This window comes from Alicyclobacillus shizuokensis NBRC 103103, from assembly GCF_001552255.1.
Classification (GTDB): Bacteria; Bacillota; Bacilli; order Alicyclobacillales; family Alicyclobacillaceae; genus Alicyclobacillus_G; species Alicyclobacillus_G shizuokensis.
In genome coordinates this window covers 25771-48710 of sequence record NZ_BCQV01000002.1, presented here as the reverse complement: position 1 = coordinate 48710, position 22940 = coordinate 25771, and the positions used below count along the sequence as shown (strand labels likewise).

The 22940-nt window shown below is 62.1% G+C and carries 24 protein-coding genes; 22 read left to right on the top strand and 2 right to left on the bottom strand.

Going from position 1 to position 22940, the window contains the following annotated elements; genetic code table 11:
* Positions 1 to 7: 7 nt before the first annotated feature.
* Complete coding sequence (locus tag ASH01S_RS00920; RefSeq protein ID WP_067922062.1) at positions 8 to 667, bottom strand: beta-barrel domain-containing protein; 660 nt, start codon at positions 665 to 667, stop codon at positions 8 to 10.
* A 267-nt stretch (positions 668 to 934) separates the two neighbouring features.
* Between ASH01S_RS00920 and ASH01S_RS00915 the strand changes: the two genes are divergently transcribed.
* The 15 genes from ASH01S_RS00915 (at position 935) to spoVM (ending at position 15318) form a co-directional block, all read left to right on the top strand.
* Positions 935 to 1825 carry a YicC/YloC family endoribonuclease gene (locus tag ASH01S_RS00915; RefSeq protein WP_157066923.1) on the top strand — a complete coding sequence of 297 codons (891 nt, stop codon included), beginning with the start codon at positions 935 to 937 and terminating at the stop codon, positions 1823 to 1825.
* A 17-nt stretch (positions 1826 to 1842) separates the two neighbouring features.
* A complete protein-coding gene (gene remA, locus ASH01S_RS00910; protein WP_067922056.1) occupies positions 1843 to 2109 on the top strand; it encodes an extracellular matrix/biofilm regulator RemA in 267 nt (88 codons plus the stop codon).
* 5 nt (positions 2110 to 2114) lie between these two features.
* Positions 2115 to 2741: a guanylate kinase gene (gmk, locus tag ASH01S_RS00905; RefSeq protein WP_083516718.1), complete on the top strand. Its 627-nt coding sequence runs from the start codon at positions 2115 to 2117 to the stop codon at positions 2739 to 2741.
* Positions 2742 to 2777: 36 nt separating this feature from the next.
* Positions 2778 to 2981 (top strand): DNA-directed RNA polymerase subunit omega, encoded by a 204-nt coding sequence (gene rpoZ / locus ASH01S_RS00900; RefSeq protein ID WP_067922051.1) that lies wholly within the window; start codon positions 2778 to 2780, stop codon positions 2979 to 2981.
* Between the two features lie 93 nt (positions 2982 to 3074).
* Positions 3075 to 4280, top strand: coding sequence for a bifunctional phosphopantothenoylcysteine decarboxylase/phosphopantothenate--cysteine ligase CoaBC (gene coaBC / locus ASH01S_RS00895; protein WP_067922044.1), 1206 nt, complete (start codon positions 3075 to 3077; stop codon positions 4278 to 4280).
* Positions 4277 to 6748: a primosomal protein N' gene (gene priA, locus ASH01S_RS00890; protein WP_245628879.1), complete on the top strand. Its 2472-nt coding sequence runs from the start codon at positions 4277 to 4279 to the stop codon at positions 6746 to 6748. Before coaBC ends, priA begins: the two co-directional genes overlap by 4 nt.
* Positions 6749 to 6816: 68 nt before the next feature.
* Positions 6817 to 7299 (top strand): peptide deformylase, encoded by a 483-nt coding sequence (gene def, locus ASH01S_RS00885; protein WP_067922042.1) that lies wholly within the window; start codon positions 6817 to 6819, stop codon positions 7297 to 7299.
* A 5-nt stretch (positions 7300 to 7304) separates the two neighbouring features.
* The gene (gene fmt, locus ASH01S_RS00880) at positions 7305 to 8252 is read left to right on the top strand and encodes a methionyl-tRNA formyltransferase (RefSeq protein WP_245628878.1); all 948 of its coding nucleotides are present in this window, start codon (positions 7305 to 7307) and stop codon (positions 8250 to 8252) included.
* Positions 8249 to 9610, top strand: coding sequence for a 16S rRNA (cytosine(967)-C(5))-methyltransferase RsmB (gene rsmB, locus ASH01S_RS00875; RefSeq protein ID WP_067922036.1), 1362 nt, complete (start codon positions 8249 to 8251; stop codon positions 9608 to 9610). Before fmt ends, rsmB begins: the two co-directional genes overlap by 4 nt.
* A gap of 47 nt (positions 9611 to 9657) precedes the next feature.
* Positions 9658 to 10695: a dual-specificity RNA methyltransferase RlmN gene (gene rlmN, locus ASH01S_RS00870; protein WP_067922033.1), complete on the top strand. Its 1038-nt coding sequence runs from the start codon at positions 9658 to 9660 to the stop codon at positions 10693 to 10695.
* 34 nt (positions 10696 to 10729) lie between these two features.
* On the top strand, positions 10730 to 11491 hold the full coding sequence (locus ASH01S_RS00865; protein ID WP_067922030.1) for a Stp1/IreP family PP2C-type Ser/Thr phosphatase: 762 nt from the start codon (positions 10730 to 10732) through the stop codon (positions 11489 to 11491).
* Complete coding sequence (pknB, locus tag ASH01S_RS00860) at positions 11488 to 13533, top strand: Stk1 family PASTA domain-containing Ser/Thr kinase (protein WP_067922028.1); 2046 nt, start codon at positions 11488 to 11490, stop codon at positions 13531 to 13533. The genes ASH01S_RS00865 and pknB overlap by 4 nt, the downstream gene beginning before the upstream one ends.
* Positions 13534 to 13573: 40 nt before the next feature.
* Positions 13574 to 14449, top strand: coding sequence for a ribosome small subunit-dependent GTPase A (gene rsgA / locus ASH01S_RS00855; protein ID WP_067922025.1), 876 nt, complete (start codon positions 13574 to 13576; stop codon positions 14447 to 14449).
* Positions 14446 to 15111 carry a ribulose-phosphate 3-epimerase gene (gene rpe, locus ASH01S_RS00850; protein ID WP_067922022.1) on the top strand — a complete coding sequence of 222 codons (666 nt, stop codon included), beginning with the start codon at positions 14446 to 14448 and terminating at the stop codon, positions 15109 to 15111. The genes rsgA and rpe overlap by 4 nt, the downstream gene beginning before the upstream one ends.
* A gap of 126 nt (positions 15112 to 15237) precedes the next feature.
* Positions 15238 to 15318 carry a stage V sporulation protein SpoVM gene (gene spoVM / locus ASH01S_RS00845; protein ID WP_067922019.1) on the top strand — a complete coding sequence of 27 codons (81 nt, stop codon included), beginning with the start codon at positions 15238 to 15240 and terminating at the stop codon, positions 15316 to 15318.
* Positions 15319 to 15485: 167 nt separating this feature from the next.
* On the opposite strand, the gene rpmB is transcribed toward spoVM, so the two are convergent.
* Entirely contained in the window at positions 15486 to 15677 is a 192-nt protein-coding gene (gene rpmB, locus ASH01S_RS00840; protein ID WP_026961701.1) for a 50S ribosomal protein L28, read from the bottom strand.
* A 147-nt stretch (positions 15678 to 15824) separates the two neighbouring features.
* On the opposite strand from rpmB, the gene ASH01S_RS00835 reads away from it, so the two are divergent.
* From ASH01S_RS00835 to ASH01S_RS00810, 7 genes are all read left to right on the top strand, one after another.
* The gene (locus ASH01S_RS00835) at positions 15825 to 16190 is read left to right on the top strand and encodes an Asp23/Gls24 family envelope stress response protein (RefSeq protein ID WP_067922011.1); all 366 of its coding nucleotides are present in this window, start codon (positions 15825 to 15827) and stop codon (positions 16188 to 16190) included.
* 10 nt (positions 16191 to 16200) lie between these two features.
* A complete protein-coding gene (gene fakA, locus ASH01S_RS00830) occupies positions 16201 to 17919 on the top strand; it encodes a DAK2 domain-containing protein (RefSeq protein WP_067922007.1) in 1719 nt (572 codons plus the stop codon).
* 12 nt (positions 17920 to 17931) lie between these two features.
* The gene (recG, locus tag ASH01S_RS00825) at positions 17932 to 19971 is read left to right on the top strand and encodes an ATP-dependent DNA helicase RecG (protein ID WP_067922005.1); all 2040 of its coding nucleotides are present in this window, start codon (positions 17932 to 17934) and stop codon (positions 19969 to 19971) included.
* Positions 19972 to 20055: 84 nt separating this feature from the next.
* Positions 20056 to 20283 carry an alpha/beta-type small acid-soluble spore protein gene (locus tag ASH01S_RS00820; RefSeq protein WP_067922003.1) on the top strand — a complete coding sequence of 76 codons (228 nt, stop codon included), beginning with the start codon at positions 20056 to 20058 and terminating at the stop codon, positions 20281 to 20283.
* Between the two features lie 208 nt (positions 20284 to 20491).
* On the top strand, positions 20492 to 21379 hold the full coding sequence (asd, locus tag ASH01S_RS00815) for an archaetidylserine decarboxylase (RefSeq protein ID WP_245628877.1): 888 nt from the start codon (positions 20492 to 20494) through the stop codon (positions 21377 to 21379).
* Positions 21380 to 21407: 28 nt separating this feature from the next.
* Positions 21408 to 21530 (top strand): hypothetical protein, encoded by a 123-nt coding sequence (locus tag ASH01S_RS19445; RefSeq protein WP_281178170.1) that lies wholly within the window; start codon positions 21408 to 21410, stop codon positions 21528 to 21530.
* Positions 21531 to 21790: 260 nt separating this feature from the next.
* Complete coding sequence (locus ASH01S_RS00810; protein ID WP_067921997.1) at positions 21791 to 22939, top strand: NAD-dependent epimerase/dehydratase family protein; 1149 nt, start codon at positions 21791 to 21793, stop codon at positions 22937 to 22939.
* The last annotated feature ends 1 nt before the right edge of the window (position 22940 follow it).

The following is a 22940-nucleotide window of genomic DNA, read 5'->3' as shown; positions in this document are numbered from 1 at the left end:
CTCCTTGTCATTTGTGAATGCGCACGCTCACGTTCATGCCGGGCACCAGACGCATGCCCTGATAGCCGCTCAAGGAAATCTTTACTGGAACCACCTGTGTCACCTTGGTGTAGTTGGCCGTGTCGTTCGACTGCGGCAAAAGTGAGAAGGTGCTGGCCGTCGCGTAGCCAATCTGGCTCACCGTGCCGGTTAAGGACGACCCAGGGAACGCGTCTACGTACACGTCCACCGTCTGACCGATCTTGACGTCGTTGATCTGCGTCTCCTTAATGTTGGCGGTGACCCACAGGTGTTTGAGGTCGTAGGAGTACGCCAATGGCGAGCCGGCCGCTACAAATTGGTTTTTCACGGCGATGTCCTGGACCACGGTACCATCGGTAGGGGCCTTCACGTCCACATCGACAGGCTCGTGTTGCCCTGTGCTGGGTGGGACCTCGACGGTTCCCAATTTGTCCCCGCTGTGGAAGGTGTAGCCCAAGCTGCCTTTCCAGTCTACCAACTTGCCGGTCGCCGGGGCGCTCAACACCACCTCCTGACCGGTCACCTGGGCGTTATCGGTCTTGATGTACTTATTGCGTTGGTCCAGCCAGTAGTAGCCGCCGAACAGGATGGCGATGATGACAATCAGCGCAATGATGTTGAAGATGAGCAGGCGACGTGTTTTCACGTGTGTGTCCTCCCTTTGGCCAGTTTTCCCTCGCGACTGGTGTTTCCAGTCCAAAATAGTATAGAGGCTAAAATAAAATTTTCACGCGCATCAGTTTAGCTCGCACGGCCCGGATTGTCAATTCTACAGGCAGAGTTTGCACAGCTGATTGACGTCGAATTCCTGCGCAAGTCAAGGATTGTGTGAGGAAATCCAAGATAACCTGTGATAACCTTGTCTCGACCCGGATAACTACTGTAGAATATAAATACGCTTGGAGGATTTGTCGTGGATTGTCGAAGTATGACCGGGTTTGGACAGGCCGCTGTGCAGGCGGGGGAGTTCCATCTGAGCGCAGAGGTGCGCAGCGTCAATCACCGTTTCCTCGACGTGGTGGTCAACACACCCAAGGTGTTGCGGCCGCTGGAAGACGAGTTGCGCCGAGTTGTTGCGCGGCACGTGCAGAGAGGACGCGTGGAGGTCACGCTGAGTTTCCATCCTGCGCCCAGTGAATCCGCCGGACTGACCCTCAATTGGCCGCTGCTGGAGCAGCTGCAACGGTTGGAATCGGACCTGGCTGAGCGGATGATGGCCGCCGGGCGTGCAGATGTGCGCTCGGCGCAGCCGTACCAGTGGTTGACCTTTCCAGGGGTCATCCTGCCACCGGAGGCGGCGGCCGACGCGCGGGCGCTAAGGTCCCCGGCTGTGCAGGCGGTGGAAGACGCCTGCCTGGCCCTGGTGGCCATGCGCCGCCGCGAGGGCGAGCGGATGAGCGCTGATTTGCTCGCAAAGGTGCGGGCGTTGGAGACGCTCGTGGATGGCATGCGCGAGCGGGCGCCGGAGCGGCTGCAGGCGGAGCGGGAACGGCTGGCCGACCGCCTGCAAGAATGGGTGGGTCGGGTTGATGCGGACCGGTTAGCGGCGGAGCTCGTCCTGTATGCGGACAAGGTTTCGATTGATGAGGAACTCACCCGTTTGGCCAGCCACTTGCGGGAGTTTTCCGCGTCGCTGGCCGCGGGCAGTCCCGTCGGCAGGCGTTTGGATTTCATTGTCCAGGAACTGCACCGCGAGGTGAACACCATCGGGGCGAAGGCGGCCGATGCGCAGATTTCCAGATCCGTGGTCGATGCGAAAACACTCATTGAACAACTGCGCGAACAGGTGCAGAACATCGAATAATTGCAGGAGGCGCGGTCATGTCCATCAGGTTAATCAATATCGGGTTTGGCAACATCGTATCGGCCAATCGGATTGTGACCATCGTCAGCCCCGAATCGGCCCCTATCAAGCGCATCGTTCAGGAGGCGCGAGAGCGTGGGCGATTGATCGATGCGACATACGGACGCCGTACCCGGGCGGTGATCATCACGGACAGCGATCATATCATTCTGTCTGCTGTGCAGCCGGAAACTGTAGCGCATCGTTTGACCGCTAAGGAACAATTGTTGGAAGATGAGGAATGACAACCATGGCGACCGCGAAACCGGGAATCTTGTTTGTTCTGAGCGGCCCTTCCGGCGCTGGCAAGGGGACGGTATGCGCGGAGTTGATGCGGCGCGGCGTGCCCATGAAGGTGTCGATATCCGCCACCACCCGTCAACCGAGGCCCGGGGAGAAGGACGGAGTCAACTACTTTTTCAAAACGCGCCTGGAATTCGAGCAGATGATGGCGGACGGGCAGTTGCTGGAGTGGGCGGAGGTGTACGGACACTACTATGGCACACCCAGGTCGTTCGTGGAGGAAACGCTTGCGCTCGGACAAGATGTCCTTTTGGAAATTGACATCCAGGGCGCCATGCAGGTCAAGCGACGTTATCCAGCTGGCGTGTTCATCTTTCTGATTCCGCCCTCCGCGGCCGAGTTGCGGGCGCGCATTCTGGGACGGGGTACGGAGACGGAGGAATCGTTCCAGAGACGGTTTGGCGCCGCTTGGAAGGAATTACAGATGATGCGGGAGTACGACTACGTGGTGGTCAACGACGAGGTGGAGTTGGCCTGTCGGCGGATTGAGGCGATTGTCGCGGCGGAACACGGCCGCGTATCCCGTAACCTCAATCTATTGTCTGAGTGGGAGAAAAGCAGTACAATGTTATGATGCGAATCGGGAATCTCGATGAAAAGAGGGATTGTCTTGCTCTATCCGTCGATTGATGAATTGGTCGCTTCGGTTGACAGCAAGTATGCGCTGGTCGTGGCCACATCCAAACGGGCTCGCCAGTTGCAACAGCGAACAATGAACCAACCGGGATCATCAACGACCAAAAACGTCAGTCGTGCCCTGTGGGAAATTCACGACGGCAAGGTACGCTACGTGCGCCCGGATGGAGCGCGGTGAGCGGGCAAGAATAGGCGCGCGAGGGCAGAGCACCCAGCAGGGATGTTCTGCCTTTTTCTCACGAACGGCTAGATCAAGAAAGGACGGATAGGCTTGGCACACTTTGTCCTCGTGGGCGTGGGCGGTGGCATCGCCGCTTACAAGACGGCGACTCTGTGCAGTCAGTTGGTCAAACGAGGTTATCAGGTGCAAGTGCTGATGACCGAACACGCCACTCGTTTTGTCCAGCCTCTGACGTTCCAGGCGCTGACCCATCGGCCGGTGGTCGTCGACACGTTCGCCGAGCCGGACGCGGCCGAGATCGCGCATGTCGCCATCGCTGACCGGGCGGATATGTACGTCATCGCTCCGGCCACCGCCAACCTGCTGGCGAAGTTGGCGTTGGGCATCGCCGACGATATGGTGACGACAACCGCCTTGGCGGTGACTGCGCCCCTGTTGGTGGCGCCGGCCATGAACGTGCACATGTACGAGCACCCGACGGTTCAGCGCAACTTGTCCCTGCTGCGGCAGCGCGGGGCGCTCGTCGTCAATCCGGGCGAGGGACCGTTGGCCTGTGGGTACACGGGCAAGGGACGGTTGGCCGAGCCGGAAGACATCGCTGACATCATTGATGCCCACTTTGCCGGCCGCCGACAACTCGGCGGCCTGCGCGTGCTCGTCAGCGCGGGCCCCACGGTCGAGGATATCGATCCGGTCCGCTACCTGAGCAACGCTTCGTCGGGCAAGATGGGGTACGCTTTGGCCGAGGCGGCCTTGGCACGGGGCGCGGAGGTGGTGTTGGTCAGTGGTCCGACTCACCTGGCACCCGTGCCAGGCGCGCAGATGCGCCACGTTCGGTCCACGGAGGACATGCTGCGGGCGGTGCTCGACGAGGTGCCCGCAGCGGACGTGTTCATCAGCGCCGCCGCGCCCGTCGACTTTCGGCCTGTCCAGCGGCATGAACATAAGTGGAAGAAGGCACAAGGCGTGCCGGTCTTGGAACTGGAGCCGACGCCCGACATTCTGTCGAAAGTCAGAGAGATGCGCAGGCAGGACCAAGTCATTGTCGGCTTTGCCGCTGAGACCCAGGACGCCTTGGTTTATGCTAGGGAAAAGCTGGAGCGCAAGCAACTGGACCTGATTGTGGTCAACAATGTCGCGGAGCCAGACGCCGGGTTCGGAGTGGACACCAATCGTGTCAGCCTCTTGCGCCCGTCTGGTGCACAAGAGGACCTGCCGCTCCTGAGCAAGCGGGAAGTGGCCGAGAGGATTCTGGATATGGTGGCGCAGCGGTTGGCTGAGGTGAGAGGCGAGTGACGGACGCGGCGGGCAGCGATGTGGTTGCCGACGTGCTGATAGACATGCGCGGGCGCGGGGTGGATCGGTGGTTCAGCTACCGCGTGCCGGCGTCGCTCAAGCCGCACCTTGCTGTCGGGCAGCGTGTCATCGTCCCGTTTGGCCGCCGCAGCCAGCAGGGTTTTGTCATGCGTCTGCGGGAAAAGGAGCCGGCGGAGGCAAAACTGCGGGAGATTGCGTTCCTGGTCGATGCGGAGCCACTGTTGACAGAAGAGATGATTGAGCTTTGCGGGTGGCTGCGCTGGCGCTACGTGTGTTCCTGGATTGAGGCGGTGCACGCGATGCTTCCTTCGGCCTATCGGGCGCAGGTCGTGCACCGCGTGCGGGCCGTGTCAGCGGAGACGCATGCGGATGGGGCCGCAGCCTCGCTGCCGCCCTATGCCGCCGCGGTTTGGGCAGCGTTGCAAAGTCGCCCCGCCCGCCTTGAACGGCTGGAGCGGCGGTTTGGCGCGGAGGCGTGGCTCGCCGTACGGCAGCTGATGTCCCTGGGGCTGGCGGAGTTGGATATGGAATGGGTGGACAAGGCGAGGGCGCGTACCCTTGCCTGCCTGGAGGCCGCGAGGACAAGCGAGGAGTTGGCGGCCCTGGCGGAGGAGCGGCGGACAAGGGCCAAACGACAGGCCCAGTTGTTGGCCGCCCTGGCCACAGAGGGGCGGGTGCGGCTCAAGGAATTGGGGGTGCGCCCTACCGACGCGCCCGTCCGGGCGCTGCTCGAGCAGGGCCTGGCGCGCTTGGTGCAGGTCGAGGTGGCCAGGGACGTCCCAGTGTCCTATCCGGTTGCGGACTCGCATGCCTATCCGCTGACCGCCGCTCAACGACGCGCATTGACTCGAATTGAGGAAGCGCTCCGGGGGGCCCTGCCGACCCAGGAGCTGTTGTTGTTCGGTGTGACCGGCAGTGGCAAGACCGAGGTGTTCCTGCGCGCCATGGAGCAGGTGTTGGCGGAGGGCGGCGGCGCGATTGTGCTGGTTCCAGAAATCAGTTTGACGCCCCAGATGGTCGGCCGTTTTGTGGCCCGCTTCGGCTCCCAGGTGGCGGTACTGCATTCGGGGCTGTCGGTCGGACAGCGGCGCGACGAATGGCTGCGTATCCGGCGCGGTGAGGCGCGCATCGTGGTGGGAGCGCGCTCCGCCGTGTTCGCCCCGGTTGTGGATTTACGCTTGATTGTGGTGGATGAGGAGCATGAACCTTCATATAAACAGGATGACACTCCCCATTACGACGCACGGGAGGTAGCGCGGCAACGAGTGCGCCGAGCTGGCCGGGTGGTGGTCCTGGCTTCAGCGACGCCGTCGTTAACGTCGATGCACCGGGTGGAGACCGGCCTGGCGTCGCTCGTCACACTGCCTCGTCGGGTCGGCCAGCGCTCACTGCCGGCGGTGGAAGTGGTCGACATGCGGGCGGAGATGAAGGCTGGCAACCGCTCGTTGTTCAGCCGGGCACTGGCGGCCGGCATGCGCGAGGCGGTGGATGCCGGGCACCAGGCGATTTTGTTTCTCAACCGCCGTGGCTTTGCCCAATTCGTGCTCTGTCGGAGCTGCGGTGAATCCCTGCAGTGTCCACACTGCGACATTTCCCTCACCGTTCACAAAGCGGGGGATGAATGGAGTCTGCGCTGTCACTACTGTGGGCACCGGACGCCTTGGCCCGGGGCATGCCCGGCCTGTGGGGAAACGGCCCTGCGCCCGTTTGGTATCGGCACGCAGCAGGTCGAGGCGCTGCTGGCCGAGCAGTGGCCCGGCTGGCGAATCCTGCGCATGGATGTGGACACCACCCGCAGGCAAGGGGCGCACCAGGAAGCCATGACCCAGTTTCTCTCGGGAGAGGCGGACGTGCTGGTCGGCACGCAGATGATTGCGAAAGGCTTGGACTTTCCCAACGTCGCGTTTGTCGGAGTGTTGGCGGCTGACACGATGCTGGCCGTCCCCGATTATCGGGCAGCTGAGCGCACATTCGATTTGCTCACCCAGGTGGCTGGGCGGGCCGGTCGCGGGGACGTGCCAGGACGCACCGTCATCCAGACCTTCCGCCCCGAGCACTTTGCCATCGCGGCGGCGGCGAGTCACGACTACGGGGGCTTCTATCGAGCCGAGCGGGCCATTCGGGAACAGTTCTTCTATCCGCCGTTCTCTGAGTTGGCTGTTTTTGTCGCGAGCCACTCTGAGGAACGTTGGGCCCGTGCCGCGGCCAGCCGATTTGAACGGGAGTTGCGTCGCCGGCTGCCGACGGAGCGGGGAACGGTGTTGCCTGCTCATCCGGCCGGCATCCTGAGGATGGAAGATCAGTTTCGCTATCAGGTTGTGGTAAAGTATACGCATTGGCAAGACGTCGCCGATCCGGTGTCCAGCGCATTCCTGCTGGTGCGGGAAAAAATGCGCCGCCTGGGCGGGGTCTGCGTGCTGGACGTGGGCGCTGGGAAGATTGCCTGAACGAGGACGCCGGAGCGGGTACGGACGGCGACAGCAGCCCACACCTCGCCCGTGGAGGAGGAGTTGACATGGCCATTCGTATCATTCGCAAGGGAAACGACCCCATTCTTCGCCAAATTGCCAAACCAGTGCCTGCCATCACGAAGGCTGTGGAAAAACTGCTCGATGATATGGCGGAAACCATGTACGACGCAAAGGGCATCGGCCTGGCCGCGAATCAGATTGGTATCGCCAAGCGGCTGGTCGTCATCGATGTCGGAGAAGGACTGGTGGAACTCATCAATCCGGAGATCTTGGAGCGCTCAGGCAGCCAGCGGGCGGCGGAGGGCTGTCTGTCCCTGCCAGGGTTGAGCGGGGAAGTCACGCGGGCCCGGCATGTGAAAGTGCGGGCGCTCAACCGTCAGGGGGAAGAGATTGTCATTGAAGCGAGCGACCTGTTCGCTCGCTGCATCCAACATGAGGTCGATCACCTCAACGGAATCCTGTTTATCGACTACCTCAAGCCGTCGGAAATCGTGCGCGAACACGAACTCGGGTCCAAACAGGGGTGATTCCGGTGGCTCGCATTGTCTTTTTGGGTACGCCCCCATTCGCGGTGCCAAGCCTGGAGGCGTTGGTGCGGGTCGGGCACGAGGTCTGTCTCGTGGTCACTCAACCAGACAGGCCCGTGGGGCGGAAGCGGATGCTGACGGCGCCGGCGGTGAAGCAGGCGGCGTTGGCGCTCGGGCTGGAGGTTGCCCAGCCGGAGCGGGTGCGCACAGACGAGATCATCGAGCGGGTGCGAACGCTGGCTCCGGATGTCTTGATTACGGCGGCCTATGGTCAGATCCTGCCCGAGCGTTTGCTGCAAACAGCGGGGGCCGGCTGCCTCAATGTGCACGCTTCTCTCTTGCCGCGCTGGCGCGGCGCGGCGCCGTTGCAGCGGGCCTTGATGGCAGGGGATGAGCAGACCGGGGTCACCCTGATGGAAATGGTGAAACAGTTGGACGCGGGGCCGATGCTCGCCAGGGCCGAGACCCGGATTGGCAGCAACGACAACCTGGGCGAGTTGGAAGCGCGCGTGGCCCAAATGGGCGCCGAGCTGTTGGTGGAGGTGCTGCCGCGCTACCTCGCGGGCCAGGTGACGCCCGTGCCCCAGCCGCCAGAGGGAGTTACGTATGCGGAGCGGATCACAAGGAAGGATGAGGCGATCGACTGGGCGCAGCCGGGGTGGCAGGTGCACAACCACATCCGGGCCCTTTCTCCTGCCCCGGGGGCATCCTGCAGCTGGCAAGGGCAGCCGTTCAAGGTCTGGGAGAGCCATTGGCCCATGCGCCCCTGTTCGCCCGTGGACGGGGTGCCGGGGGACGTCCGCTTCCTGGGTGGTGAGGTGTGCGTGCGCACCGGCGATGGTTGGCTGCCGGTGACGAAGGTGCAGCCTGCGGGCAAGCGGGCGATGGAGGCGGCCGCTTGGCTGCGCGGCGTGACCAGCCGTGCGGCTCATTTGGCCGCGGGTAGCCGATGAGAGGGGTCCGCTTCTGGGCCTGGCAGACGCTCTTGCGCGTCGAGCGCGATCAGGCCTACGTCAATCTGGCCCTGCAGCAGTGCTTGCGGGAGGCGCGGCTGGAGGGAGCGGACCGGCGGCTGCTGACCGAGCTGGTCTACGGCACGGTGCAGCGCCAGCGCACCCTCGACTGGCTGCTCCACCCGTTTCTCCGGCGCCCCGTGGCCGACCTGGACGTCGAGGTGCGTACGGTGCTGCGGTTGACGGCGTATCAGCTCGCGTTTCTGGATCGCATCCCGGCGTATGCGGCGGTGGCCGAGGCGGTGGAATTGTGCAAACGGGTCAAGCCCAAGGCGGCCGGTTTTGTCAACGGGGTCCTGCGCGCGTACCTGCGCCAGGAGGAATCCGCCGCGGCGCGCCTCGCCAGGCTGGAGGCAGAGAGTGATGTCCAGCGCTTGGGCATTCAGTATTCCTATCCCGATTGGATAGTCGAATCGTTTTTGCGCCAGTTTGGACCCGCCAAGGCCGAGCGGGTGCTGGCGGCCGGCAACCAGGCGGGCACCCTTTCGGTGCGGGTCAATCCGCTGCGTGCCGACGTCGACGAGGTGATGGAGGAGATCCGTCGTCGCGCGGGTATCCCCGTGAGCCGCTCGCCGCTGTCCCCTCAAGGCCTCCGCTTGGCCCAAGGCGTGGCGGTGGAAGCGTGGGATTTGTACAGAGCCGGAAAGATCACTATCCAGGATGAGGCGGCTATGCTGGTTGCCCCTCTGCTCCCGGTCCGACCGGGGGCGCGGGTGTTGGATCTGTGCGCGGCGCCTGGCGCGAAGACGACGCACATCGCCGAGCTGTTGCAGGACAGGGGGCAGGTGGACGCTTGTGACCTGCATGCCCACAAGCGGCAGCTTATTGAACAGGCGGCCGCGCGGCTGGGGCTGACTTCCATTCGAACCTTGACGGTGGACGGGAGATTGCTGCCCGGTGTCCCCGGGCATGCGGATCGGTACGATGCGGTGCTTGTGGATGCGCCATGCAGCGGCCTGGGCGTCCTACGCCACCGACCGGACATCCGCTGGCGCCGCTCACCCGGGGATGTGGCCGAACTCGTCCGCTTGCAGCGCCAACTGTTGGAGGCGGCGGCCAAGCTGGTGCGGCCTGGTGGCTTCATTGTCTACAGCACCTGCACCGTGTTGGCGGAAGAGAATACGGACGTTGTCCAGAGTGTGGTGGACGACGTTAGATTGCGGCTCCGCTGGGATGACGTGGCTCCGGATTTGCCCTCTCTGCTGCGGTCGCGCAGTGTGGACAAGGGGTTGCTGTTGACGCCGGACGAGTTTGGCACCGATGGGTTTTACATGGCGCGCCTGCACCGCTTCCAATAGGGCGGAGTGTCGGCGGGCGCCTGAATCCGTGCAAAGGGGAACGGGCGATGGCAAGACACGCATATGACTTGCGTATGGAGGAGTGGACCTCCTGGCTGCAGGAAATGGGGCAGCCCGCCTATCGAGCGGCACAGATTTACCGCTGGTTGTATCAGAGCCAGGTGTCGGAGTTCGCGGCGATGACCAATCTGCCGCAGACCCTGCGTGAGCGCCTGGCAGCGGAGAGTGTGATTCAAACCTCGCATGAAGTCACCCGCCAGGTGTCGCGTGACGGCACCGTGAAGTTCCTGCTCGGCTGGCCCGATGGGGTCACGGTAGAAACGGTGTTGATGCGACACGATTATGGCAACAGCGTATGCGTGTCCACGCAGGTGGGGTGCAAGATGGGCTGTACGTTTTGCGCCTCTACCCTCGGCGGGATGATCCGTCAGATGAGCGCGGGCGAGATGGTTGAGCAGCTCATGCACAGCGTGCGCCTCCTGGCGCAAGCGGGCCAGCGCGTCTCGTCCGTCGTGCTGATGGGATCCGGAGAACCGATGGACAACCTCTCGGCCGCGCTGAAGTTCATGGACATCATTCACGACCCACAGGGGCTGAATATCGGGATGCGCCACATCACCATCTCGACGGTCGGGCTGGTTCCGGGTATCATTCGGTTAGCGGACGACGGTCGGCCGGTCACGCTGGCGGTATCCTTGCACGCGGCCACCGATGAGCAGCGCTCGCGGATGATGCCCGTCAACAAAGCGTACCCAATCGCCAAACTGATGGAGGCTTGCCGCTATTACTGCAACAAGACGGGCCGCCGTATCAGCTTCGAATACGCACTGGTCGGCGGTGAGAACGATTCCCTGACGGACGCGCGCAACCTGGCGGCCTTGGTGTCGGAACTTCCCTGTCATGTGAACCTGATCCCGGTGAACTACGTGCCGGAGAGAAATTATACGCGAACGCCGCCGCGGCAAATCGAGGCGTTTTTACGGGAGTTGCGCCGGCTTGGCGTCAATGCCACCGTCCGCAGGGAGATGGGGCACGATATCGCCGCCGCCTGCGGACAGCTGCGAGCCCAGTACGCTCGCCGTTAGTCGTGGGGCCACCGCCGGAAGTGGAGGAATGCAGGTGCTGTATGCAGTCAGGACGCATGTAGGTCTTGTTCGCCAGACGAATGAAGATGTGTGCGCAGGGTTCACCGATTGGCAACCGATGCAGTTGGTCGTCGTCGCCGACGGCATGGGCGGCGCCTCGGCCGGCGAGGTGGCCAGCCGGTTGGCGGTGGACACGGCCGCCCAGTACATTCGCAGCGGACTGGGCGACGAGGACGTGGATCCGATTGACCTGTTGCAAGAGGCGGTGGCCGAAGCCAATCAGAAAGTGTGGGAGGCGTCACAAAGCCGTGCCGAATATCACGGCATGGGCACAACCTTTGTGGCCGCCCTGTACGACAACACGCGGGTGTTTTTTGCCCACGTGGGCGACAGCCGGGCTTATCTGCTCCAGGCCGACGGGTTACGCCAGGTGACGCGTGACCATTCGTTGGTCGCGGAACTGGTGAGGCGGGGACAAATCACCCCTGAGGAAGCGGTGCATCATCCTCAGAAGAATGTGGTCACCAAATCGCTCGGCACGGCCAGCATCAGCCTGCCGGACATCAACGTCGCCCAGTGGCAGCAGGGCGACCTGTTCCTGTTGTGCTCGGATGGCCTGTCCAACCTTGTGGCTGAAGAGGAACTGACCGAATATCTGACCCGCTTGGCGGACGCGCACTCCAACCGCGAGGTGGAACTGGTGGCGGACGCGCTCATTGAGCGGGCGCTCGTCGCCGGCGCACCCGACAACGTCTCCGTTGTCATCGTGGTCAACCGAGAGGAGGGCGGACGATGAGCCGTCGGCTGGGAGGCCGTTATGAACTGCAGGAACAAGTCGGCGGCGGCGGTATGGCCGTGGTCTATCGGGCGCTGGATACGTTGCTTGGGCGCACGGTTGCCATCAAGATGCTTCGCCCTCAGTACATGGAGGACGAGGAGTTCATCAGCCGTTTTCGGCAAGAAGCCCAATCGGCGGCTCGATTATCCCATCCTAATATTGTAAATATATACGACGTGGGGATGACCGATGGTGAGTATTACATCGTCATGGAATACGTCAACGGCCCCACGCTCAAGGACCTGATTCGGGAGCGGGGGGCGCTCTCGCCGGAACAGACGGTGTCCATCACCCGCCAGATCTGCGATGCGTTGCAGCACGCTCACAGTCATCATATCGTACACCGCGACATCAAGCCTCACAATATCCTGCTGACCAAGGCGGGCCAGGTCAAGGTGACTGATTTCGGGATTGCCCGCGCCTTGGGGGGCAACACGCTAACCTACGACCACTCGGCACCGGTGCTGGGCTCCGTCCATTACCTTTCGCCGGAGCAAGCGCGCGGTGGTTTGGCGGATGTCAAGAGCGACATCTATTCGCTCGGTGTCGTGATGTACGAGATGTTGACCGGTCGCCTGCCATTTCAGGGGGACTCGGCGGTCAGTGTGGCGCTCAAGCACTTGCGCGATCAATTTGTCGAACCGCGTCAGATCAACCCTGAAATTCCGCAAAGCCTGGAAAACATCGTCCTGCGCTGCATGGTGAAGTCGGCGGACGAGCGTTATCCGGACATGCGGGCTCTGAAGGAAGACTTGGAGCAGGCGCTGCGCCACCCGGATGCGCCCAAGTTTCACCCTCCTCAAGCGGTGCCGGAAGCGACGATTGCCATCCCGGCCATTACCGATGACGCCGGCGGGCTGGTTCGACCGGCGGGAATGAAGCGGGGGCGGATGGAAGCCTCTGCTTTACAGGCTGCGGGAGAGGACGAGCAGCGGCGCGGAGGCCGCCGCTGGTTGCGCGTCAGTCTGTGGGTGTCACTGGCCACTGTCCTCGTGGCTGCGGGTGTGGTGGCGGCCTATTTCATCGTGATGCGCCTGTTGGAGGTGCCGAACGTCAAGTTGCCGAACGTGGTCGGCAAGCCGGAAGCGGAGGCCATCCAGATGTTGGAGCAGGCGGGATTTCGGCGGGGGCAGATTCATGAGCAGAAGCAGACCTCGTCAAAGTCGCCGAAAGGGACGGTGGTGGAACAGAACCCAGCCGGCGACACGGAGGTCAAGCAGGATCGGGCAGTGACCTTGTATATCTCCGCCGGAGCGCCGAAGGTGAACATGCCGGACCTGTCCGGCGTAACGGTCGATCAGGCGCTGCAGCAACTGGTGAATCTCGGCTTTTCCCGGAGCCATCTCAAGACCAAGCAGGTGGCGAGCGACGAGGTGCCGGCCGGAGAGGTGGTGTCCACCAATCCACCCGCCAACCACCTGGTGTCCACGGACCACCAGGTGGTGCTCGCCGTGAGCCGCGGCCAGACGGAGACGACGGTGCCGAGCGTGATTGGAAAACCCCTGGACGAGGCCAGTAAGATGCTGGTCGACGCGAAGCTGGTGGTGGGCCAGATCATTCCCCAGCCGCAACCAGGAGTGGCTGACGGGACGGTCGTCAATACGGCACCCAATCGTCCGGGCGACACGGTGAAGCCGGGGACGGCAATCGATTTGTACATTGCCGACAACGGATCGGACAACACCACCGACGGGACAGGAGATCAGGCGAATTCGACTATTTCTGGCGGGAATGGAGCAGCCGGAGCGGCGGCCAACGTCCCACCTGGCACACAGGAACACGACGTGACCGTCTCGGTCGACGGGGCTACGAGCGGAACCCATGTGGTGATTGTCAAGTCCGACGCCACCGGCAAGGACCAGCAGGTGGTGGATGAGACCGTCCAGGGGAGCAAGAATTACCCTGTGGTTTTATACCTCGCTCCTCACAAGGACGGCGAAATAGACGTGTACGTGGACGGCAAACTGGTGAAAAAGCAGCGGGTCAAATACAACGATTGAAGTCTGGGCTGTCGAGACAACTGGTCAAAGGAGGGTAAGGATGCCGGACGGGATAGTGGTTAGGGGCCGGGGTGGGTTTTTTGACGTCGTGGGGAACGGCGGGAGCTGGCGGTGCCGGGCACGAGGTGTCTTCCGCAAGCGCGGCGTGAACCTCCTGGTGGGGGACCGGGTGCGCTTGAACGAAACCGGTGCGGGTGAAGGGGTGATCACCGAGGTCCTGCCGCGCGAGACAGAACTGGTGCGTCCTCCCATCGCCAACGCGGACCAGGCATTGCTGGTGTTTTCAGTGCGGTCCCCGGACTTTCAGGCCGGACTCCTGGACCGGACACTGGTCGCCGTTGCGGCGCGGGGGCTGCGGCCGGTTGTTGTTCTGTCCAAGGCGGACCTGATGGAAGGCGAGGCGGTGGCTGCGCTGGCTGTGCCGTACCGGCAGGCGGGGTACCCTGTTCACCCGGTATCGTCCCGCACCAAACAGGGCTTGGACCCCATCTGGTCCGAATTGATGGGGCATATCACCGTGTTCGCGGGTCCATCGGGCGCAGGTAAGTCGTCGCTGGCCAATGCCATCGATCCCCAGCTGGGGCTGCAGATGGGCGACATCAGCGACAAACTGCGGCGGGGACGGCACACGACTCGACACGTGGAGCTGTTCCGGATTTCCGATGCCACATACATTGCCGACGCGCCCGGCTTCAGCCAATTGGATCTGGATGTGGAGGCGGCCCAACTGCGCCTGTACTTTCCGGAGTTTCAGGTTACGGCTGGTGACTGTGCCTATCGCGGTTGCCTGCATGTGGATGAGCAAGACTGCGGGGTCAAGCGCGCTGTTGCCGCCGGCCTTCTGGCCTCGACACGATACGAGAGTTATTGTCACCTGTACCAAGAACTGAAACAGAAGGAGGCGCGCAGATATTGAAGCACCGCATCGCCCCCTCAATTCTTTCGGCTGACTTTGGCCGCCTGGCCGAGGAGGTGGAGGAGGTCCTCCGGGCCGGCGCCGATTGGATTCACGTGGATGTGATGGACGGGCGGTTTGTACCCAACATCACGATGGGGCCGCTTGCGGTCGAGGCGCTGCGCCGGCGGTTTGACTGTGAGTTGGATGTGCACCTGATGGTCGTGGAGCCGGAGCGGCATATCGACGCGTTTGCGGCGGCTGGCGCCAGCCGCATCACGGTGCACGCGGAGGCGACCGCGCATGTGCACCGAGCCCTGCAGAGAATTCGTCAGCACAATCTGCCGTGCGGCCTGGCGCTGAATCCGGCCACCGGCATCGAGGTGTTGGACTACCTGGCAGAGGACCTCGACCTGGTTCTCGTCATGACGGTGAACCCTGGATTTGGCGGTCAGACGTACATCCCGGCCATGACCGAGAAGGTACGGCGGGTGCGGCGGCGGCTGCTGGATTTGGGCCGCTCCGAGGTGGACGTGGAGGTGGACGGCGGCATCCACGCCGGCACGATTGGGGCGGTCGCTGAGGCCGGGGCCAACGTGTTTGTCGCCGGATCGGCCGTGTTCGGGGAGCGGGACCGGGCGCAAGCGATCTCGCGGCTGCGGGGTGTGCTCACCAGTTCATGATGCCGCACATTTTCACCGGGCGGGAATATACATGTAACAACATGGCGTTGGCCCACTGCGCGAACAGACGGCGACGTCTCGACCCGAGCACGGATGCGGGCAACCGATAACGAGGGGGGAATTGGGTTGAAGTTTTACACCATCAAGCTCCCAAAGTTTCTAGGCGGCATCGTCAAGGCTTGTCTGGGGGCCTTCTCCAAGGATTGACGGGTGCGAGGTGCGACGTCGCCGCAGCGCGGCGGCGCCGACGCTCCACCTGGGCGGGTTGACGCGCGGATCAAAAAAGGGCACCGAACAGGTGCTCCTTTTGCATTCCGACAGCCATACGCTCCGGAGGGGACCTTCAACTCCGGTTTCCCTGCCGGGTAGTCGCCTCAGATGGCTCGATTGACTTTTCCTGCCTTCAGACACCGGGTGCAGACCCGAATACGTTTCACCGTGCCATTGACGTTGGCCCGCACGACCTGAATGTTGGGAATCCAACGGCGCTTGTTCAGGATGTGCGAGTGGCTGATGGAGTGACCAGTTTGCGGTTGCTTTCCACAGATTTCGCATCGCCTTGCCATTTTTCGCACCTCCTTCGCCGACACATAACGGGTGTATTATAGCGCAAGGGCTGATACTCGGCAAGGGGAACCGAAAGCGTTCGCCGCTTTTATTACCTGCTTGTAATATAGTACAATGGCACAAAGCACAGGCAGGAGGTGCCCGGATTGCCGAAGACGGTCGAGACACCTTTGGGAACCATCTCCATCGTCGAAGACGTCATTGCGACGACTGCCGGACTCGCGGCGATGGACTGTTACGGCTTGGTAGGTATGGCTTCCCGCCAACAGGTCAAGGATAGTCTGACAGAGTTGCTGGGGCGGGACAACCCCGGCCGCGGCGTGGAGGTGCGGATTGTCGACGGTGAAGTGGAGGTCAATCTGTACATCATTGTCAGCTATGGTACGAACATATATGAGGTCGCTCAAAACGTGCGGGACAAGGTGCGTTACGTGTTGAATGAATCGGTGGGCATCGACGTGTCGCGGGTGAACATCTATGTGCAGGGTGTGCGCGTAGCGACGGAGGCGTAGGAGGCTTTGCATGACGGGCCAACAAGTTTTGACCGGAACAGCGTTCGCAGCCTTGATGCGGCGAGGGCATCAACGCTTGCATGAGCAGGCGGAGGTCGTGAACGCTTTGAACATCTTTCCGGTGCCCGATGGGGATACGGGAACGAACATGGATTTGTCGTTGGGTGCCGGCGTGGCGGCGCTCGATCAGAGAAGCGAATGGTCTCTGCAAGAGGCAACCCAGGCGCTGGCAACCGGCTTGCTGATGGGGGCGCGGGGGAATTCGGGCGTCATCCTGTCCCAATTGTTTCGAGGCTTTTCGAAAGCAGCGCAGGGTGCGACGGGTATGGACGTGCGGGTTTTTGCGCAGGCGCTGCAGGAAGGAATCGACATTGCCTACAAGGCCGTGTCCAAACCGGTGGAGGGGACCATCCTCACGGTGGCGCGGGAGGCGGCGTCGGTGGCGGTCCGGGAGGCGCGCCAGAATCCGACCTGGGCGGTTTTGATGGAACAGGTCTACGAGGCGGCCCAGGCGGCGTTGCAGCGTACGCCGAGCCAGTTGCCGGTTTTGAAGCAGGCTGGAGTCGTGGATTCGGGCGGCCAAGGATTGGTATTTATCTACGAAGGCTTTTTAGAGTACCTCCGGGGGCACGAGAGTCCAGCGGCGTCACCGGGGGATGAACTGCACTCCGTGGTGGCGCGGCCGGTGTTGGAATACGCGGGAAGCCATATCGCCCGTACGGGTGAGCACGGGTATTGCACGGAAGTTTTGGTGCGGGCAGGCGCTCGGGCGTCGTTGGTGGAGGGACAGCTACGGGAGCGATTAGGGCAATACGGGGATTCCTTGTTGGTGGTGGCGGCGGAAGACCTGGTGCGGGTGCATGTGCACACTCTGCACCCGGGAAGGGTGCTGGAGGACGCGCTAACCTGCGGTCCGCTGGTGCAGATTAAGGTTGAAAACATGACGGAACAGCACGACCGCATCAGCGATCTGGAGACGGTCGCAAAGGCGGATTCATCGGCATCGGTTGCGGCCACTCCGGATCATGACGGAATCCTGAAAGAGGACCGGGACCGAGGAGCTGTGACGGCGTTGGTGGCGGCCGCCTCCGGGGATGGCATCCGCGACGTGTTCGAGAGCCTGGGGGCGACGGTCATTGACGGCGGTCAAAGCATGAATCCAAGCACGGAGGAAATCGTGGCGGCCGCGCAAAACGCGGGCGGGCGTCAGGTGGTGTTTCTGCCGAACAATAAAAACATCGTGCTCGCCGCGGAACAGGCCCGAGAGGTCCTGGAAGGAGGGTTGGAGGTAGTGCCTTGCACCTCCATCCCTCAAGGCCTTGCGGCCGCCGCTGTGTTTGATGCGCGTGAGTCCGCCACGGCCAATCGCGCCCGCATGGAGGCGTCGCTGCACGCGGTTCAGTCGGGATGTGTGGCGCGGGCGGCGCGTGACAGTCAGTATCAAGGACACGCGATTGCAGCCGGGCAGTACATGGCCATAGCGGAGGCGGACGTGGTCGAAGTGCACGCCGACCGCGCGGCGGCGGCGGTGGCCGCCGTGCGGGCGATGGTGGCGGCCGCGCGAGGCAACGGCGTGGACGCGGAGCTGTTGACCGTATTTTACTCTGACCAGGTCGATGAAACGGAGCGCGAGGAGCTGCGCCGCACTTTAGCGCACCTGTATGGGTTTGAGATCGAGATGCGCTATGGAGGGCAGCCGGTTTACGACTATATCTTCTCGTTGGAGTAAGGAAGGCGCAAAATGTTGCAGGCGATTCCGGTCACGCACGTCGCGGGTGTAGGGAGTGCCAAGCAGAGAGCCCTGCAGGAGTTGGGGATTGAGACGGTGCACGACCTCTTGCACTACTTTCCGGTGCGCTACGAGGACTTTCGCGTTAGGCCCTTTGAATCGTTTGTCGATGGGGCCCATGTCACTGCCCGCGGGGTCGTCGACGGGAGGGCCGATGTACGCTGGCAGGGCAAACGCTGCATGGTGCGTGTGCGCATGCGCGTGGATGGCCGGCACCCCATCACCGCCGTGTGGTTCAATCAACCGTATGTCAAGTCGAAGTTGGTGGACGGGCGGGTGCTCACACTCAGCGGTCGCTACAACGCCCGCTACCGCACCCTCACCGTCAGCCGCAGCGATTTGTCCGGGACCAAAGCTGCGGCCTTCGCTTCGGCCTTTACGCCTGTCTACAGGGCGAGCAAAAACCTCCCGTCGAGCCAAATTCAATCCCTCGTGCACAAGGCCATGGATCAGTATCTGGATGAAGTGGACGAGTTGTTGCCGCATGAACTGATGCAAAAATATCGGTTGATCTCGCACCGCCAGGCGGTGGCCGCCATGCATGCGCCGGACGGCGAGGAGACGCTGCGCCAGGCGCACCGGCGGCTGGCGTTTGAGGAGTTTTTTTTGTTTCAACTGCAATTGCAGTGGTTTCGCCGAGCGCGGTTGGAGGGGCGGCGCGGTGTGCCCCGCGCCGTGCCCGAGGATGCGTTGGCACGGTTTCAGAAAAGTCTGCCCAGCCCGTTGACTCCCGGCCAACTGCAGGCGTGCCGAGACGTGTTGACGGATTTGCGAAAGGACCTGCCCATGCACCGCCTGCTGGAAGGTGATGTTGGATCTGGGAAGACATGGGTAGCGCTGTGGGCGGCGTATTGTGGGTTTTTGAGCCAGGCGCAGGCGGTCCTCATGGCGCCCACGGAGATTCTCGCTGAGCAGCACGCCATGGAGGCGCGGCGGCGCCTGGAACCGCTTGGGATGCGGGTGGAGCTGTTGACAGGTAGCACCAGCGAGCGGGATAGGCGGGCTTTGCTGCCGGCGGTCGCCGCTGGAGACGTGCACCTGCTGGTGGGTACGCACGCGCTTTTGACGGAGAAGGTGCAGTTCGCCAATCTGGGTATCGTGGTGATTGATGAACAGCACCGTTTTGGTGTAGCGCAGCGGGCGGCTCTGCAGGAAAAGGGGCGCGACGCGGACGTTCTGTACCTGTCGGCGACGCCGATTCCGCGCACGCTGGCGTTGGCTGTGTACGGGGATATGGATATGACCCGCCTGCAGGGCCGGCCCGCTGGCCGCAAACCGGTGCGGACCGTCTGGCTGCGCACAGCCGATCGCGATAAGGCCGTGCGCAGCATCCGCAGAGAATTGGAAACCGGGCGGCAGGCGTACGTGGTGGCGCCCTTGGTGGAGGACGACTCGGATACCGACGCGGCTTCGGCCACGGCCTTGGCGGAAGAGTTTGCCGAATTATTCGCCGGATACCAGGTGGGACTCCTGCACGGGCGCCTGACGGCCAAAGAAAAGGAGCGGGTGATGCGCGCCTTCCTGGCGCGGGAGATTCACATCCTGGTCAGCACGACGGTGATTGAAGTGGGCATTGATGTGCCCAACGCGACGGTTATGCTCATCTATCACGCCGAGCGATTTGGCCTCGCCCAGCTTCACCAGCTGCGCGGCCGTGTGGGGCGCGGCGAGGCGCCCAGTATGTGCATATTGCTGTCGGATGCCACATCCGAGTTAGCGCAGGAACGGCTGCAAACCATGACCCAAACCGACGACGGCTTTGAGATTGCTGAGCGAGACTTGCAGCTGCGCGGCCCGGGAGAGTTTTTAGGCGTGCGGCAAAGCGGGCTGCCCGAGTTCAGCGTCGGCGATCTCACGAAGGACTTGCGCATCATGGATGTCGCCCGGCAGGAGGCGACGGCATTGATGGACACAACCGACTTCTGGCTCCTGCCCAAATATGAAAGGCTGCGGCGGGAGGTTCAGCAACAGCAAAATTTTCGCACCGGCTGAGGTGATTCAGGACAAGGGAACAAAATGGGATCATATATACGCTCGCCGGCAGACATACTAGGCCTACATAAGGGGGTGAGACAGATGGCTTTGGGTCAGAAACGGAACACTCCCGTCGTCCCAGGCGCAATCAAGGCCCTTGAGCAGTTCAAGTACGAGGTTGCCTCGGAATTGGGCATCACACCGCCGCAGGACGGCTATTGGGGGACGATGACCACCCGCGACACCGGTGCCATCGGGGGTAACATGACCCGCAAACTCGTGGCACTCGCGGAGCAGCAGCTCGCGGGGCGCAGCGGGGGGAACTTCTAAAACGCCTTAGGATCACCCTTGTTCGAACAAAAGAGCTGGACCGTCAGGTCCGGCTCTTTTGATATGATGGTAATTAGGTTCTGCAAAGATGCGCGGGGTTCCCCACGCGCGGTGGAGAAAGTGGAGAAAGAAGATGATTTGTCTGGAGCCAGGTTTGCAGATGACCTTTTTGAGATCACATAGATGGAAACAGTGGGGGCTACGGCTGTTGCCCAAACGCGCGTTGACCGCGGCTGTCGGGCGGTTTGCACGGATGCGGTTGAGCCGGCTTCTCATCCCCCACTATGTTCGTTGGTATCAGATTGATGCGGACGAGGCCGAGCTCCCCCTTGCCGCCTACAGCAGTCTCTGCGAATTTTTCACCCGTGGACTACGCCCCGGTGCCCGTCCTCTGGCTACAGAAGGCCTGATCTCGCCGGTGGACGGTACGGTCAGCGCATTGGGACGGATTCTGGAGGGCACGCTGCTGCAGGCCAAGGGGTGCTTGTATACCGTGTCGGCGCTCTTGGGCAGCGAGAGGGATGCACAGGTGTTTGAGGGCGGGCACTACATCACGCTCTATCTCAGTCCTCGCGACTACCACCGGATTCACATGCCCTTGTCCGGCGAGGTGGTGTTTTGGCGCTACATCCCTGGGCGTCTGTACCCGGTCAATGCCTTGGGGGTGGCGGCGGTGCCCGGGCTGTTCAGCAAGAATGAACGGCTGGTCAGTTGGTTGGAGACGAGGTATGGACGCCTGGCAATGGTGAAGGTGGGGGCGACCGTGGTCGGGAGCATCCGCACGCCTTACGGGCCTTGGTTCACCGGAGCATGGAATCGACATCGGCGCCGCGTACACGAGGGAGCGGTGGAACTGTGGTTGGACAAAGGGGGGGAATTGGGGCGGTTTGAACTCGGGTCCACCGTGATTCTGCTGTGTCCGCCCGGTATGCTGAAGAATTTCACCGTAAGGTCCGGATCGAGCGTGAGGATGGGAGAGCAGCTCGCCCAAATGAATCCGCTTCCCACTCGGCCCATCCGTTCCTCTAACGTCAACCCTGTCACGCAGGCAGGAACCGCAGCCTTGGGGACCACGCATAATTGGCGGCCCATTTAGGGAGGCTGGGCGTAAGGGGGGATGTCCCATGCGCCCAGTCCGGCGAGTGCTTGGCAGCTGTGGCCGCGTCTGCGGCCGCGGATTGCGCGCATACTGGAAGTGGCTGTGCGAGGCCAGCGAATCCATCGGCAGCTATTACCAGCCGTGGTGAACCCGCAAGGGGCTGTCCCAAAACCCATCCTAAGATGGGGGAGGGGGCAGCCCCCCTTTATATGACGGAGAGTAGATTTTCATAAATATAGGAACTGCACCTAAGTGCGCTTGGCAGTTGTGGGACAGCCCCTTCGTGTGTTTGCGGGTTGCCGAGGCCCTCGAAAACCTGTACATTGGTGATGAGTGACGATGGTTTGACAACCGTTTCAATCTATCTTCAAGCATAAAGCATTATGCTGGTGATGGGGTGACGCGTCGATGAAGATTATGATTGCTGGCGGTGACGGGTTCTGCGGATGGCCCACCGCTCTGTACTTTTCCGAACGAGGTCACGAGGTGGCCATTCTGGACAACATGATTCGCCGTCGCTGGGATGAGGAATTAGGGACACAGCCCCTCACTCCCATCGCGTCGTTGGAGGACCGCGTGGCGGCTTGGCGGGAGCTCACGGGCAAGGAGATCCAACTGTTTATCGGCGACATGACCGATTATGAAGTGCTTGCCGGAGCCATGCAGTCGTTCCAGCCGGAGGCTGTCGTTCACTACGCGGAACAGCGTTCAGCGCCGTATTCCATGATTGACCGCGAACACGCCGTGTTCACCCAGGTCAACAATGTGGTTGGCACCTTGAACCTGCTGTTTGCCATCAAGGAGATCGTGCCCGATTGCCACCTGATCAAGCTGGGGACGATGGGTGAGTACGGGACGCCGAACATCGATATTGAAGAAGGATACATACGGATTTCCCATAAGGGGCGCGAAGACGTTCTTCCATATCCAAAGCAGCCGTTCTCGTTTTACCACCTTTCCAAGGTGCATGACAGCCACAACATTATGTTCGCATGCAAATCGTGGGGGATTCGGGCGACCGACCTCAATCAGGGTGTGGTATACGGACTGTGGACCGACGAGTGCAAGCGTGACGAGCGGTTGTACAACCGGATCGACTACGACGGAGTGTTTGGCACCGCGCTCAATCGCTTCTGTATCCAGGCGGCTATTGGCTATGACCTGACGGTCTACGGCAAGGGCGGGCAGACGCGCGCATTCCTGGACATCCGGGATACCCTGCAGTGCGTCGAGTTGGCGGCGCTGAACCCGGCGGATGCCGGCGAGTTTCGCGTCTTCAATCAATTCACTGAACAATTTTCGGTGCTGGAGTTGGCCGAACGGGTGAAGAAGGTGGCGGCCGAGATGGGCATCGAGGCGACGATTGCGCATCTACCCAACCCGCGCGTGGAAAAGGAGGAACACTATTACAACGCGGTGCACACGCGCCTGCTCGACCTGGGGCTGCAACCCCACTTGTTGTCCGACGAGTTGATTCGCGACCTGATTGAGACGGCTCGGCGGTATCAGGACCGTGTCGACACGAGTGTGATTGCGCCGACGGCCACCTGGAGGTAAC

Coding starts and splice junctions, on each gene's coding strand:
- remA (WP_067922056.1), top strand. CDS start 1,843: ATGTCCATCAGGTTAATCAATATCGGGTTTGGCAACATCGTATCGGCC.
- gmk (WP_083516718.1), top strand. CDS start 2,115: ATGGCGACCGCGAAACCGGGAATCTTGTTTGTTCTGAGCGGCCCTTCC.
- def (WP_067922042.1), top strand. CDS start 6,817: ATGGCCATTCGTATCATTCGCAAGGGAAACGACCCCATTCTTCGCCAA.
- rsmB (WP_067922036.1), top strand. CDS start 8,249: ATGAGAGGGGTCCGCTTCTGGGCCTGGCAGACGCTCTTGCGCGTCGAG.
- rlmN (WP_067922033.1), top strand. CDS start 9,658: ATGGCAAGACACGCATATGACTTGCGTATGGAGGAGTGGACCTCCTGG.
- pknB (WP_067922028.1), top strand. CDS start 11,488: ATGAGCCGTCGGCTGGGAGGCCGTTATGAACTGCAGGAACAAGTCGGC.
- rsgA (WP_067922025.1), top strand. CDS start 13,574: ATGCCGGACGGGATAGTGGTTAGGGGCCGGGGTGGGTTTTTTGACGTC.
- rpmB (WP_026961701.1), bottom strand. CDS start 15,677: ATGGCAAGGCGATGCGAAATCTGTGGAAAGCAACCGCAAACTGGTCAC.
- fakA (WP_067922007.1), top strand. CDS start 16,201: ATGACGGGCCAACAAGTTTTGACCGGAACAGCGTTCGCAGCCTTGATG.
- recG (WP_067922005.1), top strand. CDS start 17,932: ATGTTGCAGGCGATTCCGGTCACGCACGTCGCGGGTGTAGGGAGTGCC.
- ASH01S_RS00820 (WP_067922003.1), top strand. CDS start 20,056: ATGGCTTTGGGTCAGAAACGGAACACTCCCGTCGTCCCAGGCGCAATC.
- ASH01S_RS19445 (WP_281178170.1), top strand. CDS start 21,408: ATGCGCCCAGTCCGGCGAGTGCTTGGCAGCTGTGGCCGCGTCTGCGGC.
- ASH01S_RS00810 (WP_067921997.1), top strand. CDS start 21,791: ATGAAGATTATGATTGCTGGCGGTGACGGGTTCTGCGGATGGCCCACC.